The sequence below is a fragment of the Cryobacterium sp. TMT2-17-1 genome, from assembly GCF_004402765.1.
GTDB classification, from domain to species: domain Bacteria; phylum Actinomycetota; class Actinomycetes; order Actinomycetales; family Microbacteriaceae; genus Cryobacterium; species Cryobacterium sandaracinum.
On the sequence record NZ_SOGC01000049.1, the window covers coordinates 125,209 to 142,517 of the forward strand.

The following is a 17,309-nucleotide window of genomic DNA, read 5'->3' on the forward strand; positions in this document are numbered from 1 at the left end:
ACCCTTATTGTGGAGGAGTAGAAGCAGCCGTTGCCGGGCCCGCAGCGGGCATCCGTCAATGGGCGCGCAGCACGCATCCGTGTCTCGTGAACTCGGAGATTTTCGGGAAACGCCGGTTGTGATGGCCTGGGGTGCCCGTCGTGTCGCGAAAATCTCCGAGGCTGGCGACTTCGACCGCCACGGATGCCCCGGGCGAACCTCTGGAGGTCGACGCACCGGGTCTCGACAGGCTCGACCACCGGCGGAGCCGGCGAGAGGGTGGGTGTCAGGCGAGGGAGTCGGCGGACAGGCTGATCAGACGCAGGAGCGCGTTGCCGTAGGCATCCGCGGGGTCGGCGGCGTCGAAGAATTCCGGCGCCCCGTTCAGCGCCACCGTCACCCGGTAGCTGTCCTCGCCCTGACGGGTGAGCGAACGGAAGGTGCTCCGCAACAGGTCGCGCAGCTGGTCCTCACGCGGCATCCACAGGGCATCCTCGAGGGCCAGTGAATCAAGGGCCCACTCGGTGGTGCCGTTGAAGCCGAGGATCGTTCCCGTGTCGAACTCGTGCGGCTCGATCGTCATGTCACTGACCGTGAACACGTCGCTTTCGAAGCCGGAGCGCTCGATGCGGAAGGCGTCACCGGAGACGGGACGCCACTGCAGACCGGCTTCGGCCAGGGCCCGCGCACTATCGATTGAGATCATGAAGACGACTCCGCCCACTAGCGTTGTGAAGAAAACTATATTCCCGGAGGACCGGCGTGACGCGAACGGTGAACCTGACGGTGCATGTGAAGCCCGGTAGTCGGAAGGGACCGCTGGTCTCCGGGGGAGAGCCGGGCCGAGAGCCGGGCCGAGAGCCGGGCCGGGAGCCGGGCGACGACGCGTCCCATGCTCCGACGGATGCTGCGCTCACCGTGTTCTTGCAGCAGCGGGCCGTTGAGGGTGCCGCCAACGATGCGCTGGTGAAGCTGCTGGCCAAGCACTTCGGCGTGTCCAAGAGCGCGGTGACCATCGTGCGCGGCCACGCCTCCCGGATCAAGCACGTGCGAATCGAACACGACTCGTAGCAATGCGCGACTCGCGTAGCGACTCGCACGTGCTTCCGGCACTGCGGGTTTCTAGCGGGTTCCGAGCAGGTCGATCACGAAGATCAGGGTCTGGCCGGAGAGCTGGTGTCCTCCGCCGGCCGGTCCGTAGGCCAGGTGCGGAGGGACGACCAGCTTGCGGCGTCCGCCGACCTTCATGCCGGGGATGCCCTGCTGCCAGCCCGCGATGAGCTGAGCAAGCGGGAAGTTGATCGACTGCCCGCGGCTCCAGGAGGAGTCGAATTCATCTCCGGTGTCATAGGCGACGCCGAGGTAGTGCACGTTGACGGTGGCGCCGGGGGTTGCTTCGGCTCCCTCGCCGACCACGATGTCGGTGATGGTCAGTTCGGTAGGCGCGGGGCCCTCCGGAGCGTCGAGTTCGGGCTTGGTGTTTTGATCAGTCATTCCTCTATCCAATCGGATTGCGCGCTCGCCCGCACACCAAAAATTCCCCCTTGCGCGAACGCGGCCGTCGGGCGCACCATGGGAACAGAACTCGCCGCTCCGGGAGAGTTGTCGGCACTGCCACACCACCGGGGCGGCGAGTCCTTGTTCGTCAGGGCATCAGAGTCAGTTGATCACGCCGGCACGGTCGCGCTGGATCAGCCCCAGCAGCTCCGATTCGTCGGCCCGGTCGACGTTCGCGGCCGTACCGTTCACCATGCGCTGTCGGGCGAAAGCCAGGCGGGTGGAGTTGTGGATGAAGTGGTGCATGGCCCGCTTCCGGGTTTGGGGCTGCCGCGCGGCCCAGGATCGAGCCTGCCGACGGCCATCGCGGGTGGCGAGCATACCCACCTCGGCCGGGCTGAACCAGCCGGCCGCGGCATACTCGCTCAGCCGGAGCACGGTGACGCGTTCTTCCTGGCGCCGCAGCAACACGACAACCATGATCGCGCCGAGGAACAGAGGCACCTGCACGGCGAGGTAGTACGCCACCAGCGAGCCACTCTCGACCAGGTAGAACGCCCCGTTCCAGACGGAGTGCAGGAAGATCGCCGAGACAAATCCGAGCAGAATCGTGGCGAAGGCCGGGAACGGCCGGAACCGGACCGCCAGCCCGCACGCAATGCCGATGCAGGCAGTGAACATGACATGGGCGAAGGGCGACAACACCCCCCGCACCAGGAACGTGAAGCCCAGGTTCTCGGAGCCACCCTCCATCATCGCCACACCGAAGTATTGGATGTTCTCGGTGAAGGCGAATCCGGCCGCGACCGTCGCGGCATAGACCACGCCATCGACCGGGCCGTCGAATCTCCGACGCAGCACCCAGAAGAGCAGCAGCACCCCGGCGCCCTTGGCGGCCTCCTCGGCGAGGGGCGCCTGGAGGACGGCGGCGGCGAAACCGTCATCCGTTTCGGTGGCCCCGGCGCCGGCCCGGGCCAGCTGCACGCCCAGGTCGAAGAGCAGCGCGGTCACGATGGAGACGCCGGCGCCCCAGAGAAACGCGAACCAGAGGGCCGGGCGGGGTTCGGGCTCCCACCGATCGATCCAGCCCACGGCGAGCAAAATCCCGATCAGTGGGATGAGTGCCAGGATGAGGCCGACCAGCAGCGTGCCGGCACCGAGGAAGGTGGCCAGGTAGACGAACACCAGCAGCAGCGCGGCGCCCCCGATGACGAGGCCGGTGACCGTGAGCGTGACGATGCCCGCCCGGGTGCGACGAACGGGGGCGGTCCAGACGGGCTGCACCGGCTGGGCCGCGGGCTGCACCGAGGCAGGCTGGGCCGCGGGCTGGGTTCCGGCCGGATGAGAGTGTGGGGCGGCGGCGGAGTGCTCCGGGGTCGGCTCGTGGGACATGCCCAACAGACTAGCCGCGCGCTCACGCCTCGAACATGGTGCCCGGGTTGAGGATGCCCAACGGGTCGAACGCCGCCTTGATCCGGCGCTGCAGGGCGAAGCCCGTGTCGCCAAGCTCCTCGGCCAGCCAGCGCCGCTTGAGCACGCCGACCCCGTGCTCGCCGGTGAGCGTGCCGCCGAGTTCGAGCGCGGCACGGAAGAGCTCGTCGGCCGCCAGCCAGACCGCCTCCGGCACGACCGGCTCCGCGCCGCCCCGGGCCGGATCGAACGGGATCAGGAAATTGGGGTGCAGATTGCCGTCTCCGGCGTGGGCCACCGTGGGGATGGGCAGGCCCGTGCGGGCGCTGATCTCAGCGATCCGCGCGAACATCTCGGCCAGCCGGGAGCGGGGCACGCAGACATCCTCGATCAGGACCTCGCCGTAAGCGGCCAGCGCCGGATGCGCGGCCCGCCGCACGGCCAGCAGTCGATCGGCGGATTCGGCGTCGGTGGAGACGCGCACCTCCCCTCCCGCGGCCCGCAGCACGGCCACCGCCTGGTCCGCCTCCGCCTGGCTCGCCGGCCCATCCGTCTGCACCAGCAGGAACGCTCCCCTAGTCGGAACTCCCTCGAACAGGTTCGGCCCGAGGTACGCCGCGATCAGGGCCACGGCCACCGGGTCGATGAGTTCCATCACGGCCGGGCGCAGCCGGGCCGCCGTGACGAGACCGGATGCCGCGGCCGCCTGGGCCACGTCGGGGAACGTCGCGCCGATCGTGACGGTCTCACCCAGGGTGATGGCGCGCGCCCGCACGGTGGCCTCGACGATCACGCCGAGGGTGCCCTCCGAGCCGGTGAGCAGGGCGGTCAAATCGTAGCCGGTGACGCCCTTGACGGTGCGGTGCCCGGTCTCCAGCAGGCTCCCGTCGGCGAGCACCACCGTCAACGCCAGCACCGCCTCCCGGGTGACGCCGTACTTCGCGCAGAGCAGCCCACCCGCGTTGGTGGCGATGTTGCCGCCGACCGAGGAGATCGCCCGGCTTGCCGGGTCCGGCGCGAACCACAGCCCGTGCGCGGAGAGGGCCGTGTTGAGGTCGCCGTTGAGCACGCCCGGCTCGACCACGGCCAGTTCATCCTCCGGGCGGATCTCGAGGATACGGTTCATCCGCTCGACGCTCAGCACGATGGCGCCGTCCGTGCCGCACGCTCCCCCGGCCAGGCCCGTTCCGGCTCCGCGGGTGATCACCGGCACGCGAAACTCGGTCGCGATGCGCAGCGTGGCCTGCACCTGGTCGACGGATGCGGCGTAGACGACCGCCAGCGGCATCCCCGGGGCAACCCAGCCCGATTTGTCGCCCCGAACGGCCGCGAGCCGGCGCGGATCGACGCTGACGTGGGTGCCGAGTTCGGCCTGCAGACGCTCCAATGCGGTCATGCGCCCAGAGTACCGGGCCGGGTGCCGGAGGGCAGGCCCGGACACAGGCCGGCATGGCCCGCGGCCGCTGCGGCCGGCACCGGCGATGGCCGATTCCCGCTGGTGCGCCCGGGCTCGCGGTGGCAGGCTGGCCGGGTGACCATCCCTCCTGCCGGGCTCGATCCGGTCTTCTTCGAGCGCTACCGGGCCATGTCCTCCCGAGACTCCCGCTTCGACGGTCAGTTCATCACGGGCGTGCACTCCACCGGAATCTACTGCCGCCCCAGCTGCCCGGCGGCCACACCGAAGCCGGCCAATGTGTCGTTCTATCTCACCAGCGCGGCCGCGCACGAGGCCGGCCTGCGGGCGTGCAAACGCTGCCTTCCTGATGCCGTCCCCGGGTCGCCGGACTGGGACATCCGTGACGACCTCGCCGCCCGCGCCATGCGCCTGATCAGCGACGGCACGGTTGAGCGGGAGGGCGTGCCCGGCCTCGCCCGCCGCCTCGGCTACAGCGAACGGCACCTGACCCGCGTGCTCGTGACCGAGCTGGGCGCCGGCCCGCTCGCGCTCGCCCGGGCGCACCGCGCGCAGACCGCCCGCGTGCTGCTGGCGAGCACGGATGTCCCGATCACCGAGGTCGCATTCGCCGCCGGTTTCGGCAGCGTGCGCCAGTTCAACGACACCATCGCCGTCGTCTACGAGCGCACCCCCACCGAGCTGCGCCGCGCCCGTCCCGCCCGCGCCCAGCCCCGCGCCCAGCCCCTCGGCGTCGGCGGGGTCGGTGAGGCCGGCTTCGGGGTCGGTGACGGGACGGGCATCGACCTGCTGCTGCCGGCGCGCGCGCCGTTCGACGGGGTGGGGGTGCTGCGGTTCCTTGCCGCGCGAGGCCTCGCGGGGGTGGAACAGGCGACGGATGCCCGTTACGCGCGCACGCTGCGCCTGCCACACGGACCCGCGACGGTGGAACTGACCCTGTCGGGAACGGCGGCCGCGCCAGCCGTCGCCTGCCGCGCCCGACTGGCCAGCCTCGCCGACCTCGCGCCGCTCGTCAGCCGGGTGCGGCGCCTGCTCGACCTGGACGCGGACTCCCGGGCGATCGACCTGGCGCTCGGGAGGGACCCGCAACTCGCGGCCGGAATCGCGGCCACCCCCGGCATGCGCGTGCCGGGCAGCGTGGACCCCGAGGAGACCCTGTTCCGCGCGCTCATCGGCCAGCAGGTCTCGGTGGCCTCCGCCCGAACGGCACTCACCCGGCTGGCCGCTGCGCTCGGCGACGACGTGTACCCGGGTGCAGGGGACAGCGACAGCAGCGCCACCACTGGCACCAGCGGCACCAGCGCCACCACCGGCACCACCGGCACCAGCCAAAGCCTCTTCATCCACGACTCCACCGCCGCTCCCCTGACCCGGCTGTTTCCCACCGCCCAGCGGATCGCAACCGAGGGCCGCGGCGTGCTGCGCGGCCCGGCCGCGCGCATCGACGCGATCATCGGCGTGGCGGAGGCGCTCTGCTCCGGCGATCTGGTGCTCTCCTACGGGCAGACCCGGGAGGATCTTGAGTCCCGTCTGACCGCCCTGGCCGGGATCGGACCGTGGACGGCCGGATACGTGGCCCTGCGCGTGCTGGGCAGCCCGGACATCCTGCTGACCAGCGACCTGGCCCTGTTGCAGGGCGCCGGGCGGCTCGGCCTGCCCGCGGAGGCCCGGCAACTCGCCCGCCACGGTGCCGCCTGGGCGCCGTGGCGCAGCTACGCCGGCATGCACTTGTGGCGCGCGGCAGGCGCCGCGGCTACCCCGCGCACCGCGACCCCTCCCGGGCCAGATAGCCTGAACAGGTGAAATTCGCCCACCTGAGAGTTGAAGGTCAATCCACTCCGCGGCTCGCCGCCGTCTTCGACGACGCAGCGCTGTTCCTCGACGAGATCATGGACGACGCCCCCCGCGATCTGCAGGACCTGATCGAGAAGGACTCTGACGAGTACAACCGGGTGCGCGCCCTGAGCCAGAACGCCGCCGCGCAGGGAGCAACGCTCACCCCGCTGGGCGAGCTGCGCTACTCGTCGGCCGTGCTGCGTCCGCCTCAGATCATCGCGATCGGCGCCAACTACGCCGCCCACTCCTCCGAGCTGGAACTACGCGTCGAAACGGCCGCGACCGTGTTCTCGCTCTGGCCCAACTCGCTCACCGGGCACGAGTCCACGATCACCTGGCCGACCGATCTGACCAGCCAGGTCGACTACGAGGCCGAGCTCGGCGTGATCATCGGCACGGCCGCACACCACGTGTCGGTGGCGGACGCTCTCGACCATGTCTTCGGCTACACGGTCGTCAACGACATCACGGCGCGCGACCTGCAATTCTCCGAGGCGCAGTGGTCGCGCTGCAAGTCCTTCGACGGTTTCACGCCCACCGGGCCGGTCGTCATCACGGCAGACCAGATCGCCGACCCGCAGGACCTGTGGCTGACCACCCACGTCGACGGCCGCATCCTGCAGGACGCCTCGAGCGGCGACATGGTGCGCTCGGTCGCCGAGATCATCTCCTACCTCTCTAAAACCTCGACCCTGCTGCCGGGCACGCTCATCTCCACCGGCAGCCCGGGCGGCGCCGGCTACAGCCGCAAACCTCCGGTGTTCCTGCGCGACGGCTCGACGGTCACGATCACCATCGACAAGATCGGGTTCCTCACCACGCATTGCCGCGCGATCTGACCGTGACCGCCAGATGGAGGATCAATGCGACAGCTCGCTGCGGGCGGGAAAGGAGGCAGCGACGATGACGATCTCGGTCGTGATCCCCTGCTACAACGACGCCGCCCTTCTCCGAACCTGCCTCGCGGCTTTGGCGCGGCAGCAGCGGGTGCCCGACGAGGTGATCGTTGTCGACAACGCGAGCACGGATGCTTCGGCAGAGATCGCTCTCTTCGGGGGTGCGCGGGTCGTGCGGGCGACCCAGCGGGGCATCTGGCCGGCGGCGGCAGCCGGCTAGGATGCGGCATCCGGTGACGTGATCGCCCGTCTCGACGCCGACTCCGTGCCGCCAGCCGACTGGCTGGCGCGGATCGAGTCCGCGCTGGCGGAGTCCCCGGGAGCGACATGGTCACCGGCCCCGGCGATTTCTACGGCTGCGGCACCCTCGTGGCCTGGTTGGGCGGGACCTTCTACATCGGCGGATATTTCTTCTGGATGCCGTTCTGGCTGGGGCACCGGCATGCCGCCCGGTGCGCGGTGCGGCGCCACCGGGCCGGGCGTCCCACGATCGGGCACTGAGCTGTTTCGCGGGGGCATCGGATCAGCCCGCCGGCCTCCGGTTCAGCCGGCCGGCCAACCTCCGGTACAGCCTGCTACCAGCCGGATCAGCCTGCCGAATCGGCCCGCCTGATCAGCCAGCCGCCCGGTAAAGCGCGGCGAGGGCCAGCTCCGCGACGATCCCGGCGATCGAGTAGCCGAGCACGTGCACCGGGGTGGGCCCTGCGTCGGGGAACACGATCAGGTCGGCCACGAACGGGGCGTAGTCCCAGGGCTCGGTGCCGCCGGGCCCGGCCGCGCACGCCTGGTAGTGCCCGGCCAGGTCGTGGCTCTGCACGAAGTAGCCGGCGTCGGCCAGCAGCGGGGCCAACAGCACGAAGTCTTCCTTGGAGCCGGTCGCGCCGGGCAGCAGCACGATTCTCGGAGCGGCCGGGGTCGCCCAGCTCGAAGGCGGCGAGGTTCCCGCTCGGCGCCGGGAACCAGAAGGCGCGGCTGCCTGCGGGCAGCACCGTCCAGTCCCGGTCGGGGAGGGTGTGGTCGCGCAGCACCATCACATCGGCCGGGTTCCCTGCCGGCCGAGCGGCCGGCGCGGAACCCGGTCGGCCGCGGGAACGCCGCTCCCAGACGCACATGGCGTCACGGTAGCGCTCCCGCCCCGCAGCCCGAACGAATTCGACGGAGATTCTGCCCAAAACGGACCTCACCACGTCGAAATGGCCGTTTTCCTCGAGAATCTCCGTCGAATTGGTTCAACACCGGCAGGTCGCTCCGCCTGTGCTGAACAGCGTCCACGCGGGTGCGTCAGCTCTGACCCGCGGAGGGCGACCCAACCAATCGATCGAAACTCGTTCGGCTACGGCGCGCGCTGGTCGTCCCGACCGTCGAGCGCGAGCAGTTGCTCCTCCACGGCGCCGCCGTAGCCTTCCTTCTGCGGGTCGCCGTGCAGGCCGCCGGACACCGCGTATTCTTCCTCCGGGGAGAGCACGAGGCGCTTGCGCCCGTAGAGCGCGAAGATCAGCAGCATGACCACGTAGACCACGGCGATGGCCGCGATGGCCGGGCGGGCCGGCTCGTTGATGAAGAACCCGAAGAAGATCGCGAGCGAGAGGATGCCCGCGATCACCGCCCCGGGTACGCCCCACGGGCTGCGGTAGGGCCGGTTCGCATTCGGGTACTTTCGGCGCAACACGACGAACGAGATCATCTGCAGGATGTAGGCGATCACGGCTCCCCAAACGGCGATGTTGAGCACGATCGCCCCGGCCACGCCGCCGGCGCCGCCGAGCGAGTCGACGAGGATCAGGGCCACGAAGCCGATCAGGGCCCCCACGAGCAGCGCCACCGCCGGAGTCTGGCGGCGGCCGGTCAGGGAGAGGAATTTCGGGTAATAGCCGGCCCGCGACAGGGAGTACATGTTGCGCCCGTACGCGAACATGATGCCCTGCAGGGAGGCCAGCAGTCCGACCAGGGCGAACAGGGCCAGCACAGCGGCCGCCTCGTCGCCGACCATCGCCCGAAAGCCGTCGAGCAGTGGCTCCCCGGCGGTGGCGATGTTCGAGGCCCCGACTATCCCGGTGTTGAGCACCAGCACCAGGAGCCCGGTCACGATCAGGGTCGTGCGGGCGATCAGACCGGCTCGCGGGATGTCCCGCACCGGGTCGTGGGATTCCTCCGCGGCCAGCGGCAGCTCCTCAATTCCGAGGAAGAACCACATGGCGTAGGGCAGGGCGAACAGGATCGGCACCACGCCGAAGGGCAGGAACTCGGACTGGCCGGCCTCCGGGGCGATATCGAAGAGGTTGTCCACACTGAAGAGCCCGGAGAAGGCCGCCATTGCCGAGAACACCAGCAGGATGCCGATGGAGATGATCGAGACCACGATCGCGAATTTGAACGAGATCGCGGCGCCGGCCGAGTTCAGGCCGATGAATACGGCGTAGAGGATGGCCCACCACGCCCAGGCGGGCAGTGAGACTCCGAGCAGCTCACTCGTGATGCCGTCTGCGTAGGACGCCGAGAAGTACACGATCACCGCGGTGGTCGCGACATACTCGATGGTCTCGGCCAGGCCGGTGACGAAACCGCCCCAGGGCCCGAGCGCCGCCCGGGCGAAGGAATAGGCGCCGCCCGTGTGCGGCATGGCCGACGCCATCTCCCCGATCGCGAAGATCATGCCGTAGTACATGACGATCAAGAGGGCGAAGGCGATCAGCATTCCGCCGAATCCAGCGAAATCGATGCCGAAGTTCCAGCCCGAGAAATCACCGGAGATGACCGCGGCGACGGCGAGTCCCCACAGCCCCCAGATCCCGGCGCTGCGGCGGAGCTTGCGTTTCTCGAAGTACCCTGCCTCTGCCGTCGTGTAGGTCACGCCCGAGACGTTCAAGGTGTCTTTGGACATCCTGGATTCCTTTGCGTTCTGGTTGCGCAACTCAGCGATCGAGCGGCAACTCCGGGAGTTTACGTTGGCATGACTATAGGGCTCCAATGGTGGCTTGTACATACCTTTACATGCCCGATTCCTGAGTCGAGCGAAACAAAAATTGGCCGTCACACAGCGCTCGATCTGTGGTCTAATGGTCGAATGTTCACCCTTTGACCGGCTCGATGAGGAGAAGTTGATGACACCCCGCTCCGGAAATCTCTCGCTTGAGGACCTCACCTCCCTGGTTCGCGGCGGCGACATCGACACCGTCGTCGTCGCATTCACCGATATGCAGGGGCGGCTGGTGGGCAAGCGGGTTTCCGCGCGGCTCTTCCTGGAGGACGTGGCCGGCCACGGCGCGGAGTGCTGCAACTATCTGCTGGCCGTCGACGTGGAGATGAACACGGTGGACGGCTATGAGATGTCGAGCTGGCGACGCGGCTACGGCGACATGGCCATGATCCCCGACCTCGCCACACTGCGACGCGCGCCCTGGCTACCCGGGGCCGCCCTCGTCACCGCGGACCTGCGGTGGCTCGACAAGTCACCCGTCGTGGCGTCACCCCGCCAGATCCTGAAAACCCAGCTGGCCCGGCTGGCCGACCGCGGGCTGGTGCCCTATGTCGGCACCGAGCTGGAGTTCATCGTCTTCGACGACGGCTACCGGGAGGCATGGAAGAAGGGCTACCGCGACCTGACACCCGCCAGCGATTACAACATCGACTATGCGCTGCTCGCATCCACCCGGATGGAACCGTTACTGCGGGACATCCGTAACGCCATGGACGGCGCCGGTATGTACTGCGAGGGCGTCAAGGGTGAGTGCAACCTGGGCCAGCAGGAGATCGCGTTCCGCTACACCGACGCCCTGGCCACCTGCGACAACCACTCCATCTACAAGAACGGCGCCAAGGAGATCGCGGATGCCCACGGCAAGAGCCTGACCTTCATGGCCAAGTTCAACGAGCGGGAGGGCAACAGCTGCCACATCCACATCAGCCTGCGCGGCACCGACGGATCCGCGGTCTTCGCCGACAAGGATGCCGATCACGGCATGTCGACGCTGTTCCGTCACTTCCTCGCCGGCCAGCTCGCGGTGATGCGCGAGCTGACCCTGTTCTCGGCACCGAACATCAACTCCTACAAGCGCTATGTCAGCGGCAGCTTCGCGCCGACTGCGATCGCCTGGGGGCTCGATAACCGCACGTGCGCCCTGCGCGTGGTGGGGGCCGGCCTCGGCCTGCGGGTGGAGAACCGAGTGCCCGGCGGCGACGTGAACCAGTACCTGGCCGTGGCCGCGCTGATCGCGGCCGGCCTCTACGGCATCGAGAACGAACTCGAACTCGACGATGCCTTCGTCGGCAACGCCTACGAGAGCGGCGCCGAGCGGGTGCCGGCCTCGCTGCGGGAGGCCACAGCGCTGTTCGCGACATCCACGATCGCCCGGGAGGCATTCGGCGACGAGGTCGTCGATCACTACCTCAACAACGCGCGGATCGAGCTGGAAGCCTATGACGCGGCGGTGACCGACTGGGAGCGGGTGCGCGGCTTTGAGCGCCTCTGACCCCGGCACCGCACCGCGCCCCGGTGCCGACCCGCGCCCCGTGATCGGCCTGACCACCTATCTCGAGCAGTCCCAGACCGGTGTCTGGGACGTGCCGGCCGCCTTCCTGCCCCAGGCCTATTTCGACTCGGTCATCCGCGCGGGCGGCATCGCCGTGCTGCTGCCGCCGCAGCCCGTGGACGCGGCCATTGCCGACCGGGTGCTCGACGGCCTCGACGGCCTGGTCATCACCGGCGGCAAGGACGTCGATCCGGCGCGTTACGGTCAGGCCGCCCACACGAAAACCGACGAGCCGCGGCGGGACCGTGACGCCTGGGAGCATGAGCTGATCCACCGGGCCATCGACCGGGAGCTGCCGCTGCTCGGCATCTGCCGCGGCGCCCAGATGCTCAACATCGCACAGGGCGGCACCCTGCACCAGCACCTGCCCGACGTCGTGGGCCACGGCGGCTACCAGGCCGGCGGCGGCGTCTTCAACATCGTGGACGTGCACGTGGAACCCGAGTCGCGGCTGCACGGGCTGCTCGACGCCCTGGACGTGCCGCTTCCCGTTCCCGTCTACCACCACCAGTCCATCGACCGGATCGGCGCCGGCCTCACCGTGTCCGCACGCACTCACGACGGGGTCGTGCAGGCCGTGGAACTCACCGATGTCCCGTTCGGGCTGGCCGTGCAGTGGCATCCGGAACAGCACGACGACCTACGTCTCTTCGCGGGCCTCGTCGACGCGGCCGCCCGCTACCGGGCGGCCCGTGACCACGACCACGACCACGACCACGACCACGATCAGGAAAGGGACACCCTGTGAGCAGCTACACCGTGATCAACCCGGCCGACGAGACCCCAGTATCCGTGGTCGAACACCTCGACACGGATGCGACCGATGAGGCCGTCTCCCGGGCGGTGGCCGCGCAGCGGCTCTGGTCCCGGGTGGCGCCAGCCGACAAGGCTGCCGTTCTGCGCCGCTTCGCGGAGGCCGTGGACGGGGACCGGGAGAACCTGGCCCGCATCGAGATGGCCAACTCGGGGCATCCGATCATGCAGGCGCGCTGGGAGGCCGGCCATGTGCGCGACGTGCTGACTTACTACTCGGCCGCCCCCGAGCGACTCTTCGGGCGGCAGATCCCGGTGTCCGGCGGTCTCGACGTGACCTTCCAGGAACCGCTGGGTGTGGTCGGCATCATCACCCCGTGGAACTTCCCGATGACGATCGCGGCCTGGGGTTTCGCTCCCGCCCTCGCGGCTGGCAACGCGGTGTTGCTGAAGCCGGCGGAGTGGACGCCGCTCTCCAGCATCCATCTGGGCGTACTCGCCCGGGAGGCCGGCCTGCCCGAGGGGCTGTTCCAGGTGCTGCCGGGCCGCGGATCGGTGGTCGGCGAACGGTTCGTGACGCACCCCCAAGTGCGGAAGGTCGTCTTCACCGGGTCGACGGATGTCGGCAAGCGGATCATGGCCGGCTGCGCCGCCCAGGTCAAACGGGTCACCCTGGAACTCGGCGGCAAGAGCGCCAACATCGTGTTCGCCGACTCCAACCTGGAGAAGGCCGCCGCCACCGCACCCTCCGGGGTGTTCGAGAACGCCGGCCAGGACTGCTGCGCCCGTAGCCGCATCCTGGTGGAGCGGAGCGTCTACGACCGATTTCTCGAGCTGCTCGAGCCGGCCGTCGCCGGTGTGCGGGTGGGTGATCCCGCCGACGAGAGCACCGAGATGGGCCCGCTCGTCTCGGCCGCGCACCACGCCGCGGTCTCGGCCTATGTGCCGGAGGGCTCCCCCGTGGCCTTCCGGGGCAGCGCCCCGACCGGACCGGGTTTCTGGTTCCCGCCGACCGTGCTCACCCCGGACTCCCGCACGGACCGTTGCGTCACCGACGAGATCTTCGGACCCGTCGTCACCGTGCTGCCGTTCGACGGTGAAGACGACGCCGTGAACCTCGCCAATGACACCGACTACGGCCTCTCCGGATCGATCTGGACCCGCGACGTGGGCCGGGCGATCCGAGTGGCGCGGGCCGTGGAATCCGGCAATCTGTCCGTCAACTCGCACTCCTCCGTGCGCTACACGACTCCATTCGGCGGCTTCAAGCAGTCGGGCCTCGGCCGGGAACTGGGCCCGGACGCCCCGTTGTCGTTCACCGAGACCAAGAACGTCTTCATCGCCGTCGACTAGACGCCACACCCTCAGACGAACCCCAAGGAGCCAGCATGAGCACCCTCACCCCCATCGACCTCACCCAGCGGCTCGCGGGCCGGGTCGCCGTGATCACAGGCGGTGCCAGCGGCATCGGCCTGGCCACGGCGAAACGGTTCGCCGCGGAAGGAGCAACGGTTGTGATCGGCGACCTCGACGAGGCGGCGGGGCTCGCGGCGGCCGACCAGCTCGACTGCCTCTTCGTCAAGGTGGATGTCACCGACGAGGGCGAGGTCAACAACCTCTTCGACACCGCCTATCTCACCTACGGCTCCGTCGACATCGCGTTCAACAATGCCGGGATCTCCCCGCCCGACGACGACTCGATCGAGACGACCGAGCTACCGGCCTGGCAACGGGTGCAGGACGTCAACCTGAAGTCGGTGTACCTGTGCTGCCGGTCCGCCCTGCGCTACATGGTGAAGCAGGGCCGCGGGTCGATCATCAACACGGCCTCGTTCGTGGCCGTGCTCGGCTCCGCGACCAGTCAGATCTCCTACACCGCCTCGAAGGGCGGCGTGCTCGCGCTCAGCCGCGAGCTGGGCGTGCAGTTCGCGCGCCAGGGCATCCGGGTCAACGCCCTTTGCCCCGGCCCGGTGAACACCCCGCTACTGCAAGAGCTATTCGCGAAGGACCCGGAGCGCGCGGCCCGGCGGCTGGTGCACATCCCAGTCGGCCGGTTCGCGGAACCCGAGGAGCTCGCGGCCGCGGTCGCGTTCCTGGCCAGCGATGACTCCTCGTTCATCACGGGCTCCACGTTCCTGGTCGACGGCGGCATCAGCTCGGCCTACGTGACGCCGATGTAGCGGTGCGGGAGGGTGCGGAAACCGTGATGGACTGGAAGTTCGACCAGGAGCCAGGACCAGAACAGTGATCGACGACGAACAGCCCGGGCTCGACAGTGGACTGCTGCTGCGCCCCGTGCACAGTGGCAACGCCTTCGAGGAGACCGTGCAGCGGCTGCTGCAGACCGTGCGGCTGGGACTCGTCGCGCCCGGCGAACGACTGCCGGCCGAACGCGAACTCTCCGCCATGCTCGCCGTGAGTCGGGACACGCTGCGGGATGCGATCGCATCCCTGGCCGAGGCCGGCTATCTGGTCTCCCGACGCGGCCGCTACGGCGGCACCTTCGTCAACGATTCGTTGCCCCAGCAAACGCCCGGCCGAGGCCACGAGCGTGGACTGCCGGCGCGCCGGGACATCTCCGTGGCCGAGATCGAGGACGCGCTCGCGCTCCGGGAAATCTTGGAGGAGGGCGCCGCCCGGCATGCCGCCGCGCGCACCCTGTCGCCCGGCGAACGGGAAGTGCTGTGGAACAGCCTGGCCGACTCGATCGGCGCCACCGGCGAGGACTACCGCCGACTGGACTCCAGGCTGCACCTCACCATCGGCGAGCTGGCCGGCTCACCGTCGCTCGTGCCGCTGCTGGCCGAAGTGCGGATGCGGATCAACGAACTGCTCGACAACATCCCGTCACTCGGACCGAACATCGCACACTCGGACCGGCAGCACGAGCAGATCGTGACCGCGATCCTGACCGGTCGGCCCGACGCCGCCGCACAGGCGATGGCCGAGCATCTGGCCGGCACCGCCCTGCTCCTGCGCGGCTTCCTGGAGTAGCGCGAGGCCGCGCCGGGCCAGATCGAGGTCAGATCAAGAACGCGAACGGCAGCGCCAGCAGGCCGAGGGCCAGCGCCAGCAGCACGAGCAGCAGCGAGCCGGCCAGCAGCACCGCGTTGAGCACGATGCCCCAGATCGCCAGGGTGCGCGCCTGCGGTTCCCGTCCGAGGGCGAGGATGCCGACGACCAGGCCGGCAATGGGCACGAGGAAGGTCCAGCCGGCGACGATCGACACGAGGCCGAGCACGAGGCTCGACACGGCCAGAGTGCTGCTCCGCGGGGGTACGGGCTCGGCAGTGTAGACCGGGGCCTGGTCGGGAGCGATGGTTGACATGGGCGGTTCTCCGTTTCGATGGGGAGCGACGGATGCCGCTCTCCCAACGACACTACGGAGCATCCGTTCTGGCACCCATGGGGTTAGCCCCCGAATCGGGCCGGGGGCGGCCACACGGTCACGCGCCGAACAGAACCTCGATCGGGCCGCGCACGAAGAAGACCAGGAAGCCGGCCGCGACCACCCAGAGCAACGGGCTGATCTCGCGCGCCTTCCCCGAGAACGAACGCACCAGCACCCAGGTGATGAAGCCGGCCCCGATTCCGTTGGCGATCGAGTAGGTCAGCGGCATCACGATGATCGTGAGGAATACCGGTAGCACGATGGAGAACTCCGTGAAGTCGATGAACCGGATCTGGGACACCATCATCGCGCCGACGATCACGAGGGCGGCCGCGGCCACCTCCAGCGGCACGATCTGGGTGAGCGGGGTGAAGAACATGGCCGCGAGGAACAGCAGTCCCGTGACGATGTTGGCCAGTCCCGTGCGAGCACCCTCACCGATGCCGGCACCGGACTCGATGAACACCGTGTTCGACGAGGCAGAGGTGGCGCCGCCGACGACGGCGCCGACGCCCTCGACGATCAGGGCGGATTTCAGGCGCGGGAAGTTGCCCTTCTCGTCGGCCACATCGGCCTCGCTGGCCAGGCCGGTCATGGTGCCCATGGCGTCGAAGAAGTTCGTGAAGACGAGCGTGAAAACGAGCATCGACGCGGCCAGAATGCCGATCCGGTCGAAGGCGCCGAAGCTGACCTGTCCGACGAGGCTCAGGTCGGGCAGCGAGACGATGGAGGTCGGCAGTACCGGCGCGTTCAGGTTCCAACCGTCGGGGTTCTGCCCGAATGACGGCCCGACCTTGAAAATCGCCTCGAGGACCACCGCGACCAGCGTGGTGGCGACGATTCCGATCAGGAGGGCCGCCTTCACCTTGCGGGCGACCAGGATGCCGAGAATGATCAGGCCGAGCACGAACACGGCGGTCGGCAGGCTCACGACGGAGCCGTTGTCGCCGAGCTGCACGGGCGGCGACGCGGCGCCGCTCGCGCGCACGAAGCCGGAGTCGACCAGGCCGATGAAGGCGATGAACAGGCCGATGCCGACCGTGATGGCGATCTTCAGCTGGCGCGGCACGGCGTTGAAAATGAGCTCGCGTAGGCCGGTGGAGGCGAGCAGCACGATGATGAGCCCGTTGATGACCACGAGGCCCATGGCCTCCGGCCAGGTCACCTGGCCGACGACGCTCACGGCCAGGAAGGAGTTGATGCCGAGGCCCGCGGCGAAACCGAAGGGAAGCCGGGCGACGGCGCCGAACAGGATGGTCATGACGCCGGCGGTGAGGGCGGTGACCGCGGCAACCTGGCCGTTGGGCAGCCATCCGCCGGCCACGTCGACCGCGGCCTGGTCGGCGCTGAAGCCGCCGAGGATGAGCGGGTTGAGGATCACGATGTAGGCCATCGTGACGAACGTCACCAGACCGCCGCGGATTTCTCGGCCGTAGGTGGAGCCGCGCCGGGTTATTTCGAAGTACCGATCGATGCGGGACTTGAGCCCCGGGTTCGTGCCCGCCGGGGCGTCCGGCTTGGGGGCAGGCGTGGATGACGTGTGGGTCTCTGTTTCAGAAATGGGGTGCTCCTGGTGTCCGACTCAGCTGATTCTCAGTTCCTCA

General features: G+C 69.1%; 18 protein-coding genes. 10 read left to right on the plus strand and 8 right to left on the minus strand.

Annotation, left to right across the window (positions count from 1 at the left end; translation table 11 throughout):
- Positions 1-265 precede the first annotated feature (265 nt).
- Positions 266-685, minus strand: a complete 420-nt coding sequence (locus tag E3O47_RS14850) for a hypothetical protein (protein ID WP_104101079.1) — start codon at positions 683-685, stop codon at positions 266-268.
- Between the two features lie 56 nt (positions 686-741).
- On the opposite strand from E3O47_RS14850, the gene E3O47_RS14855 reads away from it, so the two are divergent.
- Entirely contained in the window at positions 742-1,050 is a 309-nt protein-coding gene (locus tag E3O47_RS14855) for a DUF167 domain-containing protein (RefSeq protein WP_241986220.1), read from the plus strand.
- A 51-nt stretch (positions 1,051-1,101) separates the two neighbouring features.
- On the opposite strand, the gene E3O47_RS14860 is transcribed toward E3O47_RS14855, so the two are convergent.
- The 3 genes from E3O47_RS14860 to E3O47_RS14870 form a co-directional block, all read right to left on the minus strand.
- Positions 1,102-1,473, minus strand: coding sequence for an FKBP-type peptidyl-prolyl cis-trans isomerase (locus tag E3O47_RS14860; RefSeq protein ID WP_104101078.1), 372 nt, complete (start codon positions 1,471-1,473; stop codon positions 1,102-1,104).
- 165 nt (positions 1,474-1,638) lie between these two features.
- Entirely contained in the window at positions 1,639-2,868 is a 1,230-nt protein-coding gene (locus E3O47_RS14865) for a PrsW family intramembrane metalloprotease (protein ID WP_134421099.1), read from the minus strand.
- Between the two features lie 22 nt (positions 2,869-2,890).
- The gene (locus E3O47_RS14870) at positions 2,891-4,282 is read right to left on the minus strand and encodes an FAD-linked oxidase C-terminal domain-containing protein (RefSeq protein WP_134421101.1); all 1,392 of its coding nucleotides are present in this window, start codon (positions 4,280-4,282) and stop codon (positions 2,891-2,893) included.
- A gap of 135 nt (positions 4,283-4,417) precedes the next feature.
- Here E3O47_RS14870 and E3O47_RS14875 point away from each other — a divergent pair, with 135 nt between their 5' ends.
- From E3O47_RS14875 to E3O47_RS16695, 4 genes are all read left to right on the plus strand, one after another.
- The gene (locus tag E3O47_RS14875) at positions 4,418-6,103 is read left to right on the plus strand and encodes an AlkA N-terminal domain-containing protein (RefSeq protein WP_277870377.1); all 1,686 of its coding nucleotides are present in this window, start codon (positions 4,418-4,420) and stop codon (positions 6,101-6,103) included.
- On the plus strand, positions 6,100-6,975 hold the full coding sequence (locus E3O47_RS14880) for a fumarylacetoacetate hydrolase family protein (protein WP_233199212.1): 876 nt from the start codon (positions 6,100-6,102) through the stop codon (positions 6,973-6,975). Before E3O47_RS14875 ends, E3O47_RS14880 begins: the two co-directional genes overlap by 4 nt.
- 64 nt (positions 6,976-7,039) lie before the next feature.
- Positions 7,040-7,252, plus strand: a complete 213-nt coding sequence (locus tag E3O47_RS16690) for a glycosyltransferase (RefSeq protein WP_166790110.1) — start codon at positions 7,040-7,042, stop codon at positions 7,250-7,252.
- Between the two features lie 107 nt (positions 7,253-7,359).
- Entirely contained in the window at positions 7,360-7,533 is a 174-nt protein-coding gene (locus E3O47_RS16695) for a hypothetical protein (protein ID WP_241980864.1), read from the plus strand.
- Between the two features lie 112 nt (positions 7,534-7,645).
- Here the strand turns inward: E3O47_RS16695 and E3O47_RS14890 are convergent, their stop codons facing one another.
- Both E3O47_RS14890 and E3O47_RS14895 read right to left on the minus strand, forming a co-directional pair.
- Positions 7,646-7,927 (minus strand): alpha/beta fold hydrolase, encoded by a 282-nt coding sequence (locus E3O47_RS14890; RefSeq protein ID WP_134342063.1) that lies wholly within the window; start codon positions 7,925-7,927, stop codon positions 7,646-7,648.
- 438 nt (positions 7,928-8,365) lie between these two features.
- On the minus strand, positions 8,366-9,913 hold the full coding sequence (locus E3O47_RS14895; protein ID WP_104101074.1) for an amino acid permease: 1,548 nt from the start codon (positions 9,911-9,913) through the stop codon (positions 8,366-8,368).
- A 220-nt stretch (positions 9,914-10,133) separates the two neighbouring features.
- On the opposite strand from E3O47_RS14895, the gene E3O47_RS14900 reads away from it, so the two are divergent.
- From E3O47_RS14900 to E3O47_RS14920, 5 genes are all read left to right on the plus strand, one after another.
- Positions 10,134-11,501 (plus strand): glutamine synthetase family protein, encoded by a 1,368-nt coding sequence (locus E3O47_RS14900; protein ID WP_134342064.1) that lies wholly within the window; start codon positions 10,134-10,136, stop codon positions 11,499-11,501.
- A complete protein-coding gene (locus tag E3O47_RS14905; protein WP_198411611.1) occupies positions 11,488-12,309 on the plus strand; it encodes a gamma-glutamyl-gamma-aminobutyrate hydrolase family protein in 822 nt (273 codons plus the stop codon). Before E3O47_RS14900 ends, E3O47_RS14905 begins: the two co-directional genes overlap by 14 nt.
- A complete protein-coding gene (locus E3O47_RS14910; protein ID WP_104101072.1) occupies positions 12,306-13,667 on the plus strand; it encodes an aldehyde dehydrogenase family protein in 1,362 nt (453 codons plus the stop codon). The genes E3O47_RS14905 and E3O47_RS14910 overlap by 4 nt, the downstream gene beginning before the upstream one ends.
- Positions 13,668-13,702: 35 nt before the next feature.
- Positions 13,703-14,494, plus strand: coding sequence for a 3-oxoacyl-ACP reductase (locus E3O47_RS14915; RefSeq protein WP_166784834.1), 792 nt, complete (start codon positions 13,703-13,705; stop codon positions 14,492-14,494).
- A 67-nt stretch (positions 14,495-14,561) separates the two neighbouring features.
- Complete coding sequence (locus E3O47_RS14920) at positions 14,562-15,308, plus strand: FCD domain-containing protein (RefSeq protein WP_104101273.1); 747 nt, start codon at positions 14,562-14,564, stop codon at positions 15,306-15,308.
- 28 nt (positions 15,309-15,336) lie between these two features.
- On the opposite strand, the gene E3O47_RS14925 is transcribed toward E3O47_RS14920, so the two are convergent.
- Together E3O47_RS14925 and E3O47_RS14930 are read right to left on the minus strand one after the other, a co-directional pair.
- A complete protein-coding gene (locus E3O47_RS14925; RefSeq protein ID WP_233191409.1) occupies positions 15,337-15,642 on the minus strand; it encodes a hypothetical protein in 306 nt (101 codons plus the stop codon).
- Between the two features lie 118 nt (positions 15,643-15,760).
- Positions 15,761-17,179: an NCS2 family permease gene (locus E3O47_RS14930; RefSeq protein ID WP_241986224.1), complete on the minus strand. Its 1,419-nt coding sequence runs from the start codon at positions 17,177-17,179 to the stop codon at positions 15,761-15,763.
- Between the last annotated feature and the right edge of the window lie 130 nt (positions 17,180-17,309).

What these genes read in the sequence shown, in the direction of transcription:
- E3O47_RS14850 (WP_104101079.1), bottom strand. Translation starts at nt 685, where the DNA reads ATGATCTCAATCGATAGTGCGCGGGCCCTGGCCGAAGCCGGTCTGCAG.
- E3O47_RS14860 (WP_104101078.1), bottom strand. Translation starts at nt 1,473, where the DNA reads ATGACTGATCAAAACACCAAGCCCGAACTCGACGCTCCGGAGGGCCCC.
- E3O47_RS14865 (WP_134421099.1), bottom strand. Translation starts at nt 2,868, where the DNA reads ATGTCCCACGAGCCGACCCCGGAGCACTCCGCCGCCGCCCCACACTCT.
- E3O47_RS14870 (WP_134421101.1), bottom strand. Translation starts at nt 4,282, where the DNA reads ATGACCGCATTGGAGCGTCTGCAGGCCGAACTCGGCACCCACGTCAGC.
- E3O47_RS16690 (WP_166790110.1), top strand. Translation starts at nt 7,040, where the DNA reads ATGACGATCTCGGTCGTGATCCCCTGCTACAACGACGCCGCCCTTCTC.
- E3O47_RS16695 (WP_241980864.1), top strand. Translation starts at nt 7,360, where the DNA reads ATGGTCACCGGCCCCGGCGATTTCTACGGCTGCGGCACCCTCGTGGCC.
- E3O47_RS14895 (WP_104101074.1), bottom strand. Translation starts at nt 9,913, where the DNA reads ATGTCCAAAGACACCTTGAACGTCTCGGGCGTGACCTACACGACGGCA.
- E3O47_RS14900 (WP_134342064.1), top strand. Translation starts at nt 10,134, where the DNA reads ATGACACCCCGCTCCGGAAATCTCTCGCTTGAGGACCTCACCTCCCTG.
- E3O47_RS14915 (WP_166784834.1), top strand. Translation starts at nt 13,703, where the DNA reads ATGAGCACCCTCACCCCCATCGACCTCACCCAGCGGCTCGCGGGCCGG.
- E3O47_RS14925 (WP_233191409.1), bottom strand. Translation starts at nt 15,642, where the DNA reads ATGTCAACCATCGCTCCCGACCAGGCCCCGGTCTACACTGCCGAGCCC.